The following is a 16814-nucleotide window of genomic DNA, read 5'->3' on the forward strand; positions in this document are numbered from 1 at the left end:
ACCCATCACATTCAGCGCGGTGGCGTAGCCATCGGCCTCGGCACAGGTATCGGCAATCACGGTGACCGATGCAAGCCGATGTTCCACCGGTCGCCCGGTGCGCGGATCCATGGTGTGCGCGTAGCGCTTGCCGTCCCGCTCATAATAATTACGGTAGTCACCGGAGGTAGCAATGCCCTTGCCACTAACCTGAATCGGCTTCTGTACCACCTGCCCGGCACTCGGCCTTTCGATACCGACGCGCCACACCGCACCTTGCGGATTGACCCCCGCGGTGCGCAGCTCGCCGCCGATCTCCACCAGGTAATTGGTGATGCCCTTGCCTTCCAGCAGGTCTGCAATGCGGTCTACGCCATGGCCCTTGGCAATGGCGGAAAGGTCGATCTGCACCGGGCGGGTTTTACTCAGCCGGTTACTATCGAGTAACAGCGCATCCGATCCGATTACCTGCAGAAGCTCGGCGATGGCGTCGTCCGCAGGAATCTTTTCCGGCTCCGGCAGCGGACCGAATCCCCACAGATTTACCAGCGGACCGACGGTCACGTCAAACGCACCGCCGCTGTGCTGGTAAATTTGCAGTGAGCGGGCAATGACGTCAGCGAGATGGGGGGAAATCTCCACCAGCTCCCCCACCGGTGCCGCGTTGAAACGCATCAGCTCCGAGTCGGGGATATACGTGGACATCTCCTGGTTTACCGCCACCAGTTCCGCATCGATCGCGGACTGCAAGTCGGCCTTGCGCAGCGCCGATGGCACATCCACCACAGTGATGTGGTAAGCCGTACCCATGGTTGGGCCCGACAGCTTCCATGAGGTTTTTCCAGACGTACAGGACGCCAGAACTACCAGCGAAAGGATAAAAATTGCGCGCAGAGCGCGGTTAAACCGGGATGCTACAAACAAAAACAGGGCCGAATACATCGGCCCTGTTTTTGTGGATGCGTTAGCAAATCCAATCATGCGGATCAGCCACCGAAGTCGTCGAGCAGGATGTTTTCATCCTCTACGCCGAGGTTCTTCAGCATGTTGATCACCGCTGCGTTCATCATGGGCGGTCCGCACATGTAGAACTCACAGTCTTCCGGCGCCGGATGGTTCTTCAGGTAGTTCTCATACACTACGTTGTGAATGAAACCTGTGTAACCGGTCCAGTTGTCTTCCGGCTGCGGGTCAGACAGTGCAATGTGCCACTGGAAGTTGTCGAACTCTGACTGCAGACCGTTGTAGTCGTCCTCGTAGAACATCTCGCGCAGAGAACGCGCACCGTACCAGAAGCTGATTTTGCGCTTGCTGTTCAGGCGCTTCAGCTGGTCGAAGATGTGAGAACGCATCGGCGCCATACCGGCACCACCACCGATGAAGACCATCTCGTTGTCGGTATCCTTGGCGAAGAACTCACCGAAGGGACCGTAAACGCGCATTTTGTCGCCCGCCTTCAGGTTGAAGACGTAGGAAGACATCTGGCCCGGGGGGATACCCTCGGTGCGCGGCGGCGGAGTGGCGATACGGATGTTGAACTTAACAACGCCCTTCTCTTCCGGGTAGTTGGCCATGGAATAGGCGCGCACTACCGGCTCGGTCACCTTGGACTCCAGCTTGAAGAAGCCGAAGTGTTCCCAGTCACCGCGATATTCCGGCTGGATATCGAAGTCAGAGAATTTCACGTGGTGGGGCGGAGCCTCCAGCTGCACGTAACCGCCAGCACGGAAGTCCACGTTCTCACCTTCCGGCAGACGCAGGGTCAGCTCTTTAATGAAGGTGGCCACGTTCGGGTTGGATTCCACAGTGCACTCCCACTGCTTCACACCAAACACTTCTTCCGGCACTTCGATCTTCATGTCCTGCTTAACAGCAACCTGACAGGACAGGCGCTTGCCAGCTTTGGCATCACGCGGGGTGAAGTGCGCAGCCTCGGTCGGCAGCATGTCGCCGCCGCCTTCGAGTACCTTACACACGCACTGGGCGCAGCTACCGCCGCCACCACAGGCAGATGCCAGGAACAGGTTGTTCGCAGCCAGGGTCTGCAGCAGTTTGCCACCCGCAGGAACGGTGAGAGTCTTCTCGCCGTTAACTACGATGTTGACGTCACCGGTGTTCACCAGGCGCGAGCGGGCAACCAGGATGATGGCTACCAGCGCCAGCACGATCACGGTGAACATGCCTACGCCAAAATAAATATCCGTTAATTCCATGTTATTCGACCTCCCCGCTTAGATATCGATGCCGCCGAAGGACATGAAGCCCAGCGACATGAGACCAACGGTGATGAAGGTGATGCCCAGGCCTTTCAGACCATTCGGCACGTCGCTGTACTTCAGGCGCTCGCGGATACCCGCCAGTGCTGTGATGGCCAGCGCCCAGCCGAGGCCGGCACCGAAGCCGTACGCAACGGATTCACCAAAATTGTACTCGCGCTCCACCATGAACAGAGACGCACCCATGATGGCGCAGTTCACGGTGATCAGCGGCAGGAATACACCCAGGGCGTTGTAAAGCGCCGGTACGTACTTATCCAGGAACATTTCCAGGATCTGCACCAGGGCAGCGATTACGCCGATGTAAGACAGCAGGCCGAGGAAGCTCAGGTCCACGTCCGGATAGCCAGCCCAGGCCAGCGCGCCGTCTTTCAGCAGGTAGGTGTAAATCAGGTTGTTCACGGGCACGGTGATGGTCAGAACCACAACCACCGCTACACCGAGGCCAACCGCCGCTTCTACCTTCTTGGATACCGCGAGGAAGGTACACATCCCGAGGAAGAAGGCCAGCGCCATGTTTTCAACGAAAACAGCGCGGATGATCAGAGAAATAATGTGTTCCATCTATCAGGCCTCCTGTTGCGCCACAGGCATCTTGGAGTTGGGCGCAATGGTGAACTCTTGCTCTTCCACCTGTGCCGGCTTCCAGGTACGGATTGCCCAGATGATCAGACCGATCAGGAAGAAGGCGCTCGGCGGCAGCAGAAGCAAGCCGTTGGGCAGGTACCAGCCACCGTTGTTGACGGTAGACAGGATCTCGAAGCCAAACAGTTTGCCAGCACCGAACAGTTCACGGATAACCGCCAGACAGATCAGGATAAAGCTGTAACCCAGACCGTTACCGATACCATCCAGGAAGCTGTCCTTGGGACCGTGCTTCATGGCGAACGCTTCCGCGCGGCCCATAACGATACAGTTGGTGATGATCAGACCAACGAATACCGAGAGCTTCTTGGAAATGTCGAAGGCGTAGGCTTTCAGAATCTGATCCACCACGATTACCAGCGACGCGATCACGGTCATCTGCACGATGATCCGGATGCTGTTGGGAATCTGCTTGCGGATCAGGGAGACCGACATGTTCGAAAACGCGGTCACCAAGGTCAGCGCGATACACATTACCAGCGTCACCTGCAGCGAGCTGGTCACCGCCAGCGCGGAGCAGATACCGAGGATCTGCAGCGCGATGGGGTTATTGTTAAATACCGGCTCCAGCAGAGTGTCTTTCAACTTCTTGCTCATGCTCATGCCTCCCCTGCTTTAAGGTTTTTCAGGAAGGGACCGTATCCCTGGCTGCCGAGCCAGAAATTGATCAGGTTGTTAACCCCTTTACTGGTCAGGGTCGCACCGGACAGACCGTCTACCTGATGCTTGGCTTTGGCACTGCTCGGGTCAACGCTGCCCTTGATCACGGAAATATCGACACTGCCGTCAGCGTCAAAGACTTCCTTGCCAGCCCACTGGGATTTCCAGCGCGGGTTGTCAACTTCACCGCCCAGTCCGGGAGTTTCCTTGTGCTCGTAGAAGCCGAGGCCCGCTACGGTGGTCAGGTCACTCTCGAGTGCCAGGAAGCCGTACAGCTGGCCCCACAGGCCGTAGCCGCGAACCGGCAGAACGATACGCTGCAGCTGACCATCCTTCTCCACCAGATACACCTCTTTGGTGTTCTCGCGGCGGATGATTTTTGCAGTGTCTTCTTCCGCCGACAGTTTTTCACTGGCGCTCGGGATCTTGGCCGCAGCGCGACCGCTGCCGCCTGCCGGGGCTTCGTCGGTGAACTTGCCAGTACGCAGGTCTACGTACTTGATAGTTACCGCCTCAAACGCCTGCTCAATGGCTTTGGCGTTGCTCTGATCTGCATCGATCAGACCACCGGCCAGCAGTACGTTTTTCTTCATGTCCAGCAGAGCGTTGGCTTCCTGCTTGGGCTTGAGCATCACGGCTGCAGTGGAAACCACCACGGAGCAGACGAGACACATAATCACGGCAACCAGCAGGGTGCCTTTTACGGAATCTTTATTAACCACGTGCCAACCTCCGTTTGATATGGGACTGCACAACGAAGTGGTCAAACAGCGGCGCGAACAGGTTGGCGAACAGGATCGCCAGCATCATGCCTTCCGGGAATGCCGGGTTCACCACACGGATCAATACACACATCACGCCGATCAGGATGCCGTACCACCAGCGACCAGTGTTGGTCATGGCAGCGGATACCGGGTCGGTGGTCATGAAGATCAGGCCGAAGGCGAAGCCGCCCACCACCAGGTGCCAGTACCAGGGCACATTGAACATGGAGTTGGTGTCGGAACCGATCATGTTGAACAGGAAGGCGGTCGCCATCATGCCCAGCAGGGTACCGGCGACGATACGCCAGCTAGCGATCTTCATGCCGATCAGGATCACACCGGCAATCAGCATGGCCAGGGTGGAGGTCTCACCGATAGAGCCCTGCATTTTGCCGAAGAAGGCGTCCATCCAGGTCAGCTGACCACCTGCAACATTCACAACGCCGTTCTGGATGCCTTCGCTCGCCAGTACAGACAGCGCGGTAGCGCCGGTGTAGCCGTCAACGGCGGTCCAGACCGCGTCACCGGACATCGCTGCCGGGTATGCGAAGAACAGGAAAGCACGGCCGGTGAGTGCCGGGTTCAGGAAGTTTTTGCCGGTACCACCGAACACTTCCTTGCCGATTACCACACCGAAGCTGATGCCCATCGCCACCATCCACAGAGGCAGGTCTGGCGGACAGGTCAGTGCGAACAGAATGGAAGTAACGAAGAAACCTTCGTTCACTTCGTGGCCGCGCACCGCCGCGAACAGCACTTCCCAGATACCGCCGACGATGAAGGTCACCGCATAGATGGGCAGGAAGTACATGGCACCGTGGACCAGGTTGTCCCACAGGCTGTTGGCGTCGTAGCCGGTCAGCGCGCCGATAATGGCGTGGCGCCAGCCAGCGGCTTCGGTCATGCCCATGTCGGCCATGATGGTGTTGGCCTGGAAGCCCACGTTCCACATACCGTAGAACATCGGGATCATGGCACAGGCCCACACGGTGATCATGATGCGCTTCAGGTCGATACCGTCGCGCACGTGTGCCGTGGTCTTGGTGCGATCCGCCGGCTGGAACAGACCGGTGTCGATCGCCTCATACAGGGCATACCATTTTTCGTATTTGCCACCCTTGTGGAAGTGCGGCTCCATGGAGTCGAGTAGTTTGCGCAACATCCTTAACCCTCCTTCTCAATACGGGTCAGGTTATCCCGCAAAATGGGGCCGAAGTCGTACTTGCCCGGGCACACGAAGGTGCACAGTGCCAGATCTTCTTCGTCCAGCTCCAGCACGCCCAATTGCTGAGCCACCTGGGTATCACCAACGATCAGTGCACGCAGCAGCTGGGTCGGCATGATGTCCAGGGGCACCACGCGCTCATAAGTGCCGATCGGCATCAGTGCGCGCTCGGAACCATTGGTGCTGGTGGTGAAGTTGAACAGCTTGCTCTTCATCAGGCGGCTGATGTAAATCGGCAGCACGGAGAAGCGGTTCGCACCCGGGGTGAAGTAATGCAGCATCGGACGCTCGCGGCCTTCCTGCAGTACAGACACCTGGTTGTGGTAGCGGCCGAGGTATGCCAGCGGGCCGGACGCGGTACGGCCACCGAAAACGGAGCCGGAGATCACGCGGTTGTCGTCGCCCTTGGTTTCGCCAGCGGTCAGCGCTGTCAGATCGGCGCCCAGACGGGTGCGCAGCAGACGCGGCTTGGTGACCTGCGGGCCAGCAACAGCGACCACACGGTCGGTGTACAGCTTGCCGGTTTCGAACAGTTTGCCTACGGCAATCACGTCCTGGTAACCGATGGTCCATACCTGACGACCGGGCTTGACCGGGTGCAGGAAGTGGATATGGGTACCGGAGAGACCGGCCGGGTGCGGGCCAGCGAAGGCTTCGCGCTGCACGGAAGCTGAGCTCGGCACCGGGATGTCGGCGTCAGGCGCGGTACAAACGAAGGTCTTGTCCGCCAGCTTGGAGAGGATTTCCACACCCTGGGCGAAGGCGTCGCGCTGCTCGGCGATAACCACTACCGGGTCGGCAGCCAGCGGATTGGTATCCATGGCGTTGATGAAAATCGCAGAGGGCTGGGCGTTGAGTGCCGGCACCTTGCTGTATGGACGGGTGCGCAGTGCAGTCCACAGACCGGACTCAACCAGGTTCACACGAACCTGCTCAGCGGTCAGGCCTGCCAGCTGGTCAGCGCTATAGCTGGCAAACTGCTCAGCCTCATCGCCTTCCACCTCGATGACCACGGATTGCAGAATCCGGCGAACACCGCGATTGATGGCGACCACGCGACCGGCGGCCGGTGCGGTGTAGCGAACACCTTCGGTTTTCTTATCGGTGAACAGCAATTGTCCGAGTTTGACGCTATCCCCTTCCGCGACTGCCATGGTCGGTTTCATCCCGTTGTAATCGGGACCGATCACCGCAACAGTCTTGGCCGCAGGGCCATCATAGATGACCTGCTCGGGCGCGCCGGATATGGGTAAATCCAATCCCCGACGGATCTTTCTCATACGCCTATGCCTAAGTTCTTAGTTGGTAGGTTTAAAAATTTCTAGGTTTGTAAAACGCTAAAAACGGAATAGAAGAACCCATAGCGGGGGCTTATGGTCGCGGCTCTCCGGAGGGTAGTGACTAAATAGTAGCCGCTACGACATGGCACCACTGTTATATAAGAAGATGCATTCTGCCCCGGGGGCGCAAATGACCCCGGTGTTGCACAGGCAACCCGCAGTCTTTGCGTTCGATTTTCCCGGCACACGACAGCCCCGCAAAATCGCGCGCATTATAAGGATGGGGCGGGGGGTTTACCAGAGCAGATGGAGCCAATTGGGCTCAGGATGAGGAAAGTTTTGCTGAAAAAACAAAGACTTTAGGGGAAGGCGCTACCCGCCCGGAGGGAATACGGCGTGGCGCGCTATTGATCTGCCTGACCAATGGTCGACCCGCCTCAGACCGGGATTACCCCCATCCAAAGCGGGCGCCCACCGGTGACACAGGAATCCTCCCGCGCCACCGGCGACAGCTTAGTCCCTCTTCGGGAACAGCTCGTAACGCACGCCGGCCATATCTTCCAGACAGCGCACTACCTGGCAGCTGTAGCCGAACTCGTTGTCGTACCAGCAGTACAGCACGGCGTTGTTGCCATCGACGATGGTGGCGATGGAGTCGAACACACAGGCGCGACGGGAGCCCACGAAGTCGCTGGAGACCACTTCCGGAGAATTGGTAAAGTCGATCTGCTGACGCAGCGGCGAGTGCAGAGCCACTTCGCGAATGTACTCGTTCAGCTCATCCTTGGTGGTTTCCTGGCCCAGTCGCAGGTTCAGGATCGCCATGGAGACGTTCGGGGTCGGCACGCGGATTGCGTTACCGGTCAGCTTGCCCTTGAGCTCAGGCAGCGCCTTGGCAACCGCCTTGGCAGCACCGGTCTCGGTCAACACCATGTTGAGGGCAGCGGATCGGCCGCGACGCTCACCCTTGTGGTAGTTGTCGATCAGGTTCTGGTCGTTGGTGTAGGCGTGCACGGTTTCAACGTGGCCGTGCTCAACACCGTACTTGTCCATCATCGCCTTCAGTACCGGCACGATGGCGTTGGTGGTACAGGAGGCCGCGGACAGGATCTTGTCTTCCGGCTTGATATCGCAGTTATTGATACCGTAAACGATGTTTTTCAGGTCGCCCTTGCCCGGAGCGGTCAACAGCACCTTGGCGGCACCCTTGCTTTCCAGGTGCTGGGCCAGACCGGCTTCGTCACGCCATACACCAGTACTGTCGACGATCAGCGCGTTGTTGATGCCGTACTGGGTGTAGTCCACTTCCTGCGGGGAGTTGGCGTAGATGACCTTCACTTCATTGCCGTTGCAGATCAGGGTGTTGGTCTCTTCGTCCACACGGATGGTGCCATTGAAGGCGCCGTGCACACTGTCGCGACGCAGCAGGGAAGCGCGCTTGACCAGGTCATTGGCGGCACTGCCCTTGCGCAGCACGATGGCGCGCAGACGCAGCACATCACCACTGCCGGCCTTCTCGATCAGCAGGCGGGCTACCAGGCGGCCGATACGGCCAAAACCGTAAATCACCACATCTTGCGGCTGCGGCAGCGGCGTGCCGGCACCGGAGGCATCCGCCAGCTCGTCGCGCACGAACTCTTCAATGGAGAGGCCGCGCTGGTCGCGCATGTATTTGTTGGTCAGGGTACCCAGGTCGATATGGACCGGGCCCAGCTCCAGCTTGCAGATGGCCTCTAGAACCGGAAAGGTTTCAAACTCGGACAGCTCGTTCTCTTCCACCTGACGCACGAAGCGGTGGGCTTTCATGATGCTGAGCACGGAGCTGTTCACCAGGTTCTGGCCGTACATATAAATGCCGACGTTGCTTTCCCGGTTGAGCTTGCCAATCATCGGAATCATGGATTCCGCCAGCGCTTCGCGCGCTTTCCAGTCCTTGAAAAAGTCCGCGGGCTTCGGTCGCTTCTGAGTCACTATCAGACACCTCTGCAAAGTGAAAAATTAGGTCGTGCCAGGGCCGGCTCCGGACGCTGATCCGAACATTAAGGATGGATCAAAAATTCACCTCCGGGCCGCAGGCTGGCGCATTATGTGGATTCACTTACGGGCGTGCAACCGAGCAAAAAATGGCCGAAAAACTGTAGTTAAACTACATTTTTTCTGCTGGAAAAATGCACCACCACGCCCCGCAGCCACGCGACCTGATCGTCAGTTTTCCCGTGCCGGAGCGCCTGCGCCTGCACCGTCATCCGTTCGCAGTTACAATAGCTGCCCCAAAGGCCGACTGCGGTCAGAAAGCACGGAATTATAAGGAAAGATGAGTCACTTCCCCCCTTTGTCCCCGCCCGCGTTCCGCGCGCCCAATGACCGACAATTCTGGGGCCAGTTGCACGGCGCCAGCGCCGCGCTGGCCATTCTGAATGCCGCAAAAGCGAGCCACACCCCTACCCTGCTGATTGCACGCAATAGTCAGGAAGCGCACCAGCTCGAGGTGCAGCTGAAATTTTTTAACAAAGCGCGGCGAGATAGCGATACCGGTGACGACCTGGATATATTCCAGTTCCCCGACTGGGAAATTCTTCCCTACGACACCTTTTCACCACACCAGGACATCATCTCCGACCGTCTGGCCACCCTCTACCGGCTGCCACAGATGGGCAGCGGTGTGGTCATCGCCCCCGTCAGCACCCTACTGCACCGGCTGGCACCCAAAGACTATATCGCCGGTAATGCACTGATCCTGAGCGAAGGACAGAAGTTCGACCTCAACAGCCAGCGCCGACTGCTGGAGCAGGCGGGCTACCACTGCGTGGATACCGTATACGAACACGGCGAATTCGCGGTGCGCGGCGCGCTGATGGATATTTTCCCCATGGGCAGCAGCCTGCCCTATCGCATCGACCTGTTTGACGATGAAATCGAATCCCTGCGCACCTTCGATCCGGAAGACCAGCGCACCGTCGACCGGGTCGAGCAGATTCACCTGCTGCCGGCGCGGGAATTCCCGATGCACAAACCGGCGCTGGCGAAGTTTCTCGAACGCTGGCACGAGCGCTTTGATTGCGACCCGGGCCCGGTGTCTATTTATCAGGACATCAGCGCCGGCATCGCACCAGCGGGTATCGAGTACTACCTGCCGCTGTTTTTCGACCAGTGCGCAAGCCTGTTCGACTACCTGCCGGAGGGCAGCCAGGTATTTGTACAGGGCGATCTGAAACAGCCGGTGGAATCCTTCTGGCGCGAGGCGGAAAACCGCTATCAGAGCCGCTGCGGCGACCTCACCCGACCGATCCTGCCACCGCGCCAGGTGCTGCTGGATATCGACGAATTTTACGGCGCCCTGAAAGCGCTGCCGCGGGCCTTTTTCTCCGCGGAGACACTTCCGGATGCCGAGGGCAATTACAACTTCGCCACCCGCCTTCCCCCGAGCCTGCCGGTCAACGGAAAGTCTGAGCAGCCGCTGGCGGCGCTGGAAGCCTACCTGATGGAGTACTCTGGGCGCGTGCTGTTCTGCGCGGAGAGCGGTGGCCGCCGCGAGGCCCTGCTCGAACTGCTGGGTGGCATTCGCATCAAGCCAAAAACCTTCGATAGCTGGCAGGCATTCCTCGACACCGACGAGCGCCTCGGCATTACCGTTGCCCCCATAGATCAGGGAATACTGCTGGATGATCCCGAGCTCAACCTGATTGCCGAGCCACAGCTGTTTGGCGACCGGGTACTACAGCAGCGCCGGCGCAGGAAAGCCAAGGAAGATGCAGACAACGCGGTCAAGAACCTGGCGGAACTGCGCATCGGCGCACCGGTGGTACATATCGATCACGGTGTCGGCCGCTACAAGGGACTGCAGAGCCTGGAGATCGACGGCCAGCAGGCGGAGTTCCTGACGCTCGAATACGGCGACGGCGCCAAGCTGTATGTGCCGGTGGCGAGCCTGCACCTGATCAGCCGCTATTCCGGTGCCGACGAAGAACTGGCGCCGCTGCACAAACTGGGCAGTGACGCGTGGCAAAAAGCCAAGCGCAAGGCCGCGGAAAAAGTTCGCGACGCCGCCGCCGAGCTGCTCGACATTTACGCCCGCCGCGAGGCGCGCGTCGGCCATGCATTTGACAACCCCGGGCTCGCCTACCGCGAATTCGCCGCCGGCTTCCCGTTTGAAGAAACCCCGGACCAGCAGCAGGCCATCGAGGCAGTAGTGGCCGACATGTTGTCGGACAAACCCATGGATCGCCTGGTGTGCGGTGATGTGGGCTTCGGCAAAACCGAAGTCGCCATGCGCGCGGCGTTCGTCGCCGCCCACGGTGGCAAACAGGTGGCCATGCTGGTGCCCACCACCCTGCTCGCCCAGCAGCATTTCCAGTCGCTGCAGGACCGCTTTGCAGACTGGCCTATCGCGATCGAGGTGGTATCGCGCTTCCGCAGCAGCAAGGAAGTGGATGCAATCAAGGAGCGAGTGGCCGATGGCAAGGTAGATATCCTTGTCGGCACCCACAAACTGCTGCAGAGCGATCTCAAGTTTAAAAATCTGGGCCTGCTGATCATCGACGAGGAGCACCGCTTTGGGGTGCGCCAGAAGGAAAAACTGAAGAGCCTGCGCTCGGAAGTGGACATCCTGAATCTCACCGCGACGCCGATTCCGCGCACCCTGAATATGGCCATGGCGGGCATCCGCGATCTGTCCATCATCGCCACACCGCCGGCGCGGCGCCTGTCGGTGAAGACCTTTGTGCGTGAGCGCGACGAAGCACTGATCAAGGAAGCCATCCTGCGGGAGATCCTGCGCGGCGGCCAGGTGTACTTCCTGCACAACGAGGTGAAGAGCATCGAGCGCATTGCGCGCGAACTGCAGGAACTGGTGCCGGAGGCGCGCGTCGGCGTCGGCCATGGCCAGATGCGCGAGCGCGAACTGGAACAGGTGATGAGCGACTTCTACCACAAGCGCTTCAACGTGCTGGTGTGCACCACCATCATCGAAACCGGTATCGACGTGCCCACGGCCAACACCATTCTGATCGAGCGCGCCGACAAGTTCGGCCTCGCCCAGCTGCACCAGCTGCGTGGGCGTGTGGGCCGCTCCCATCACCAGGCCTACGCCTACCTGCTGACGCCGAACAAGCGCGCCATGACCGCCGACGCGGTAAAACGCCTGGAAGCCATCAGCGAGGCCCAGGACCTGGGGGCCGGCTTCACCCTCGCGACCCACGACCTGGAAATACGCGGTGCCGGCGAGCTGCTGGGCGAGGAACAGAGTGGCCAGATCCACAGTGTGGGCTTCACCCTGTACATGGAGATGCTGGACCACGCGGTGAAAGCGATCCGCGAGGGACGCGTCCCGAATATCGACGAGCCGCTGGAGTCCCCCGCCGTGGACGTGAACCTGCGGGTGCCGGCGCTGATTCCAGAGGACTACCTGCCGGACGTGCACAGCCGCCTGATCATGTACAAGCGCATTGCCAGCGCCGAGGACTCCGCCGCGCTGAAAGAGCTGCAGGTAGAGATGATCGACCGCTTTGGCCTGCTGCCGGAACCGGTCAAGCACCTGTTCCGCATCACCGAGATCAAGCTCAGCGCGACCAAAATGGGCATCCGCAAGCTGGAGGCCTCCGCCAGCCGCGGTCGCATCGAATTCGCCGAAAACGCCAAGGTGAACCCGCTGACCCTGGTGAAGCTGGTGCAGAACCGACCGGGTCAGTTCCAGCTTCAGGGGGCGAACCACCTGAACTTCGCGCTCGACGAAAGTGGGCCGGAGCACCGGCTGCAGCAGGTTAACGAGGTATTGCTACAGCTGTCGCAATAGTGAAAACGGACACGGGGCGGCGGCGCATTCAACACCCAATCAGTGCTAAGATGGCCGCTGCTCACAAAAAGCGCAAAAGTCGCAACAACTCAGAAATAACCACGACTTAACCACAGTGGAAAGAAAATGACCTTTACCAATAAGCAGGTCACAGCACGCCTGAAGCAGGTGGCCAGTGCCGCACTGCTGGCACTCTGCGCCGCGGGTGCTGAGGCAGCCGGCTACGCCGGTACCCAGTTCGAGATCGAGATGGTGGTGTTTGCCCGCGAAAACGGCATGAATCAATCCCGGGAAACCTGGCCGGCGGCCCCGCGCCTCGACTACAGCAAGCGCTGGGTGGACTTCAACACCCCCTCCCGCGGCGACCCTATGCTTCCCGCCCTGCAACCGGCCCCGAATCAGCTGAACAACAAGGTTGCCGCACTGCAGCGCGACCCCGGATACAAGGTGCTGTTCCACAAAACCTGGCGCCAGGTTTTGCAAAATGAGCGCAATGCCCCCGCAATACTGATCAGTGGCGGCCCACAGGATGGCAACCACCACCAGCTGGAAGGCAGCGTGACCCTGAGCGTCTCCCGCTATCTTCACCTGAGCACCGATCTGTGGTTCAGCGAGTGGCTGCCGCAGACCGCAACCCCCTCCTTCCCGATGAGCCAGGGCGCGGACGAACCGAGTGCGCCGCAGGGCATTGCGGTACCCACCCGCCCGCGCGCCGCGGTGATGGCAGCTGCGGCCAGCGAGGAACCGCTGGAGCTCGGCGGAGGCAATACCCGCTCAGAAGCTGCTGTGTTTAACAACGGCAGCAGCTTCTCCGACCGCCCCATCTCTGCGACTGCCGCTGAACCGATGGAAAAGCTGGCGGCCCGGGTGGCGGTGCTACAGGAAGAGCGACGCCTGCGCAGCGGTGAGCTGCACTATATCGACCACCCCAAACTGGGTGTACTGGTAGAAGTGCGCGCAGTGACACCACAGGACGAACCCGAGTCGCAGGATGAGCCGATGGAATTCAATCCCTGAGCGCACACCGGCCATTCATCTGCAGACGGCCCCTTTGCGGGCCGTTTTTCTTAGCGGGAAAATCCCTGTACCCTCACCGCCATCCATGACAATCATTCAATAACAACTAGGCCAGATCATTTCATGATTACCAATGACGCCATCATTCTGGGCATGCTCGCGGCCATCCTGGGCTTCGTGTTTTACACCGCCAGCAGCGAACAGCGCTTCTGGAAGCGCTTCTACCGCTTTGTGCCGGCACTGTTGCTCTGCTACTTCCTGCCGAGCCTGCTCACCACATTCCATATCATCGACGCACACAACTCGAACCTCTACTTCGTTGCGTCACGCTATCTGCTCCCGGCCAGCCTCGTGCTACTGACCCTGAGCATCGACATGAAAGGTATTGTGAACCTGGGACCAAAGGCGCTGATCCTGTTCCTGACCGGCACCCTGGGTATTGTTATTGGCGGCCCGCTGGCACTGCTGATCATGTCCGCGTTCGACCCCGAGATCCTGAACGGCAACGGTCCGGATGCCATCTGGCGGGGTATGACTACCGTAGCCGGCAGCTGGATCGGCGGCGGCGCTAACCAGGCGGCGATGAAAGAAATTTTTGAGGTGGGCGGACAGGTGTTTTCCGCCATGGTCGCCGTGGACGTGATCATCGCCAACCTGTGGATGGCCGTTCTGCTGATCATGGCCGGCAACGCCAAACAGCTGGACGCCAAACGCGGCGCCGACACTTCCGCCATCGACACACTGAAAGATCGGGTGGAAACCATGCAGCGCAAACACGCGCGCAACCCCACCCTGCAAGACCTGATGCTGATTGCAGCGGTGGGCTTTGGCATAACCGCCATTGCCCATGGCTTCGCGGACGTATTGGCGCCCTGGTTCCAGACACACGCCCCACAGCTGGCGCGCTTCAGCTTCACCAGTCAGTTCTTCTGGTTGATTGTGATCGCCACCACCCTCGGTATTTTCATGGCCTTTACGCCTGCGAAAAAACTGGAAGGTGCGGGTGCATCCAAAGTGGGATCCGTGTTTATCTATTTCCTGGTCGCGACCATCGGTACCCACATGGATATCACCGCACTGAAGGAAAGTCCTGAGCTGTTTGTGCTCGGTATTATCTGGATGGCAATCCACGCGGGACTGATGTTGTTTGTGGCCTGGCTTATCAAGGCACCCACCTTTTTCATGGCCGTGGGCAGCCAGGCTAATGTCGGCGGTGCCGCTTCCGCACCGGTGGTGGCCGCCGCGTTCCACCCGTCTCTGGCACCGGTGGGCGTACTGCTGGCGGTAATGGGTTACGCGCTTGGCACCTACGCCGCCTGGTTCTGTGGGCAGCTGCTGCGTATGGTGGGCGCGCTGTAACGCGCCCAATCCCATAACTGGCAGACAATAAAAAGGCCATTCCAGCAACCTGGAATGGCCTTTTTAATTCAGGAAACCAATGCAATAGGCAAACAATCGGACCTACGTATAAAACGCGTCCGATTGCGCTATTTCAGCAAAAAGCTTCTTGCGGGAATGGGTTATTCGCAGGGAACAACATCTTCCGCCAGCAGACCTTTATCGCCCTGCTGCATTTCAAACTCGACGGCTTGCCCCTCGTTGAGGGTCTTGTAGCCCTCACCGCGAATACTGCGGTAGTGCACAAAAATATCCTCGGAACCTTCGGCGCAGGTGATAAATCCATAACCCCGGGCATTGTTAAACCACTTCACGGTACCCGTAACGCGATCACTCATTAAGCCAACCTCATTTATTGTTATTGCGCCCGCCCCGGTTGTGGGCAATGCGCCTACCCCAATTCCCGTATCCCTGCCGGAGTCCGACATGGACCACTGTCTCGAAGCGCCTGCCCGGTCACCCGGGCAAGTCCATACCGATTCTTAGATAAAACCGCGCCAGTGTCTAGGTTTCCCCGTGAATTTAATATTAATTCCCACGAGCTTTGCGCAACAATTCACCAAAAACAGCGGAAACTTATCGCAATTTTTGACAATTCATGCAGGTTGCGAATACATCACTTAGCTGTCATTCCCGTATCAATAGGAATACGTCGGTCTCCGGCCACCGCCAACTCCGGGAGTTCGGCGATATGCAGCGTGGATGTTGGGAATGCACAGGAGGCACCCTGCTCCTGGACAATGTTCAGGATCTTTAACAGCACATCCTGTTTGATTTCGTGGTAGCGCACCCAGTCCGTGGTTTTGGTGAATGTGTAGACAAAGAAATCCAGCGACGATGGCGCAAACGAGTTGAAGTTCACAATCAGCGTCTGATTGGTGTCGATTTCCGGGTGCTGTTGCAGCATTTCTTTGACCGCCTTGACGATAGGCGCCATCAGGTGGGCATCGTCGTAGCGGATACCGACGGTTTCGTATATACGCCGGTTCAGCATACGCGACGGGTTTTCTACGGAAATCTGGGTAAACACGCCGTTCGGGATATACAGTGGGCGCTTATCAAATGTACGAATGCGGGTGAGCCGCCATCCGATATCCTCTACCGTGCCTTCAATTTCCTTGTCCGGCGAACGCACCCAGTCACCCACCTTGAAAGGCCGGTCGAGATAGATCATCAGGCCGCCGAAAAAATTGGCCAGCAGATCCTTGGCGGCAAAACCGATCGCGAGACCGCCGATACCGCCAAATGCCAGCACACCGCTGATGCTATAGCCAAAGTGCTGCATGATCACCATGGTGGCGGTGACCATAATCGAGGCGCGGATGAGCTTACCAATGGCGCGCACAGTGGTCGCGTCCATGGGCTTGCCCATAAAGCGCGGGTCCGCCAGATTGCCCTCCACCGCCTTGGCAAAGCGCAGCGCAAACCAGGTGATCAGGACAATGAAGCCGATTTCGCGGATGTTGTTGGCGAACGAGAAGATTTCCGCTCCGGTAGCATTGCCGGCGCGCGCCGCTGCCAGCGACAGGCCCACCAGCCACACCAGCAGCGATGCCGGCGGATTGAGACTGCCGCACAGGGCATCATCCCACGGGTTGACGGTGCGCTCTGCCCTCTGCTCCAGGCGTCTCACCAACAACCCCAGCAGCCACGATGCCATCGCCGTGGTCAGTACAATCAGAAAAACTTCCGCAATCCAGAAACGGTCATCCCCCAGCAGGGAGCGCAAAAAGGCTTTGGCCGACTCCACAAATCACTCCATATAACGACAAGAAAATA

The 16814-nt window shown here is 59.0% G+C and carries 13 protein-coding genes; 3 read left to right on the forward strand and 10 right to left on the reverse strand.

Features of this window, described 5'->3' with window-relative positions; genetic code table 11:
• The 8 genes from VIL80_RS09525 to VIL80_RS09560 form a co-directional block, all read right to left on the reverse strand.
• On the reverse strand, positions 1–789 hold a 789-nt coding region (locus VIL80_RS09525), incomplete at its 3' end, for an FAD:protein FMN transferase (RefSeq protein WP_332035877.1).
• 176 nt (positions 790–965) lie between these two features.
• Positions 966–2192, reverse strand: coding sequence for an NADH:ubiquinone reductase (Na(+)-transporting) subunit F (nqrF, locus tag VIL80_RS09530; protein WP_332035878.1), 1227 nt, complete (start codon positions 2190–2192; stop codon positions 966–968).
• Between the two features lie 18 nt (positions 2193–2210).
• Complete coding sequence (gene nqrE, locus VIL80_RS09535; RefSeq protein ID WP_318953956.1) at positions 2211–2819, reverse strand: NADH:ubiquinone reductase (Na(+)-transporting) subunit E; 609 nt, start codon at positions 2817–2819, stop codon at positions 2211–2213.
• Positions 2820–2822: 3 nt separating this feature from the next.
• Positions 2823–3497: an NADH:ubiquinone reductase (Na(+)-transporting) subunit D gene (locus tag VIL80_RS09540; RefSeq protein ID WP_332035879.1), complete on the reverse strand. Its 675-nt coding sequence runs from the start codon at positions 3495–3497 to the stop codon at positions 2823–2825.
• A gap of 2 nt (positions 3498–3499) precedes the next feature.
• A complete protein-coding gene (locus VIL80_RS09545) occupies positions 3500–4282 on the reverse strand; it encodes a Na(+)-translocating NADH-quinone reductase subunit C (RefSeq protein WP_332035880.1) in 783 nt (260 codons plus the stop codon).
• Positions 4275–5486, reverse strand: a complete 1212-nt coding sequence (locus tag VIL80_RS09550) for an NADH:ubiquinone reductase (Na(+)-transporting) subunit B (RefSeq protein ID WP_332035881.1) — start codon at positions 5484–5486, stop codon at positions 4275–4277. The genes VIL80_RS09545 and VIL80_RS09550 overlap by 8 nt, the downstream gene beginning before the upstream one ends.
• Positions 5487–5488: 2 nt before the next feature.
• On the reverse strand, positions 5489–6829 hold the full coding sequence (locus tag VIL80_RS09555; protein ID WP_332035882.1) for a Na(+)-translocating NADH-quinone reductase subunit A: 1341 nt from the start codon (positions 6827–6829) through the stop codon (positions 5489–5491).
• 513 nt (positions 6830–7342) lie between these two features.
• A complete protein-coding gene (locus VIL80_RS09560) occupies positions 7343–8806 on the reverse strand; it encodes a glyceraldehyde-3-phosphate dehydrogenase (protein WP_332035911.1) in 1464 nt (487 codons plus the stop codon).
• A 337-nt stretch (positions 8807–9143) separates the two neighbouring features.
• Between VIL80_RS09560 and mfd the strand changes: the two genes are divergently transcribed.
• The 3 genes from mfd to VIL80_RS09575 all read left to right on the forward strand — a co-directional run bounded on the left by mfd (position 9144) and on the right by VIL80_RS09575 (position 14996).
• Complete coding sequence (gene mfd / locus VIL80_RS09565; protein ID WP_332035883.1) at positions 9144–12620, forward strand: transcription-repair coupling factor; 3477 nt, start codon at positions 9144–9146, stop codon at positions 12618–12620.
• 126 nt (positions 12621–12746) lie between these two features.
• Complete coding sequence (locus tag VIL80_RS09570) at positions 12747–13637, forward strand: CsiV family protein (RefSeq protein WP_332035884.1); 891 nt, start codon at positions 12747–12749, stop codon at positions 13635–13637.
• A gap of 123 nt (positions 13638–13760) precedes the next feature.
• Positions 13761–14996 (forward strand): DUF819 family protein, encoded by a 1236-nt coding sequence (locus VIL80_RS09575; protein ID WP_332035885.1) that lies wholly within the window; start codon positions 13761–13763, stop codon positions 14994–14996.
• 161 nt (positions 14997–15157) lie between these two features.
• Here the strand turns inward: VIL80_RS09575 and VIL80_RS09580 are convergent, their stop codons facing one another.
• Together VIL80_RS09580 and VIL80_RS09585 are read right to left on the reverse strand one after the other, a co-directional pair.
• On the reverse strand, positions 15158–15373 hold the full coding sequence (locus VIL80_RS09580) for a cold-shock protein (protein ID WP_138234656.1): 216 nt from the start codon (positions 15371–15373) through the stop codon (positions 15158–15160).
• A 278-nt stretch (positions 15374–15651) separates the two neighbouring features.
• A complete protein-coding gene (locus VIL80_RS09585) occupies positions 15652–16785 on the reverse strand; it encodes a mechanosensitive ion channel family protein (RefSeq protein ID WP_332035886.1) in 1134 nt (377 codons plus the stop codon).
• Between the last annotated feature and the right edge of the window lie 29 nt (positions 16786–16814).

The sequence above is a fragment of the Microbulbifer sp. genome (assembly GCF_036563125.1).
Lineage (GTDB): Bacteria > Pseudomonadota > Gammaproteobacteria > Pseudomonadales > Cellvibrionaceae > Microbulbifer.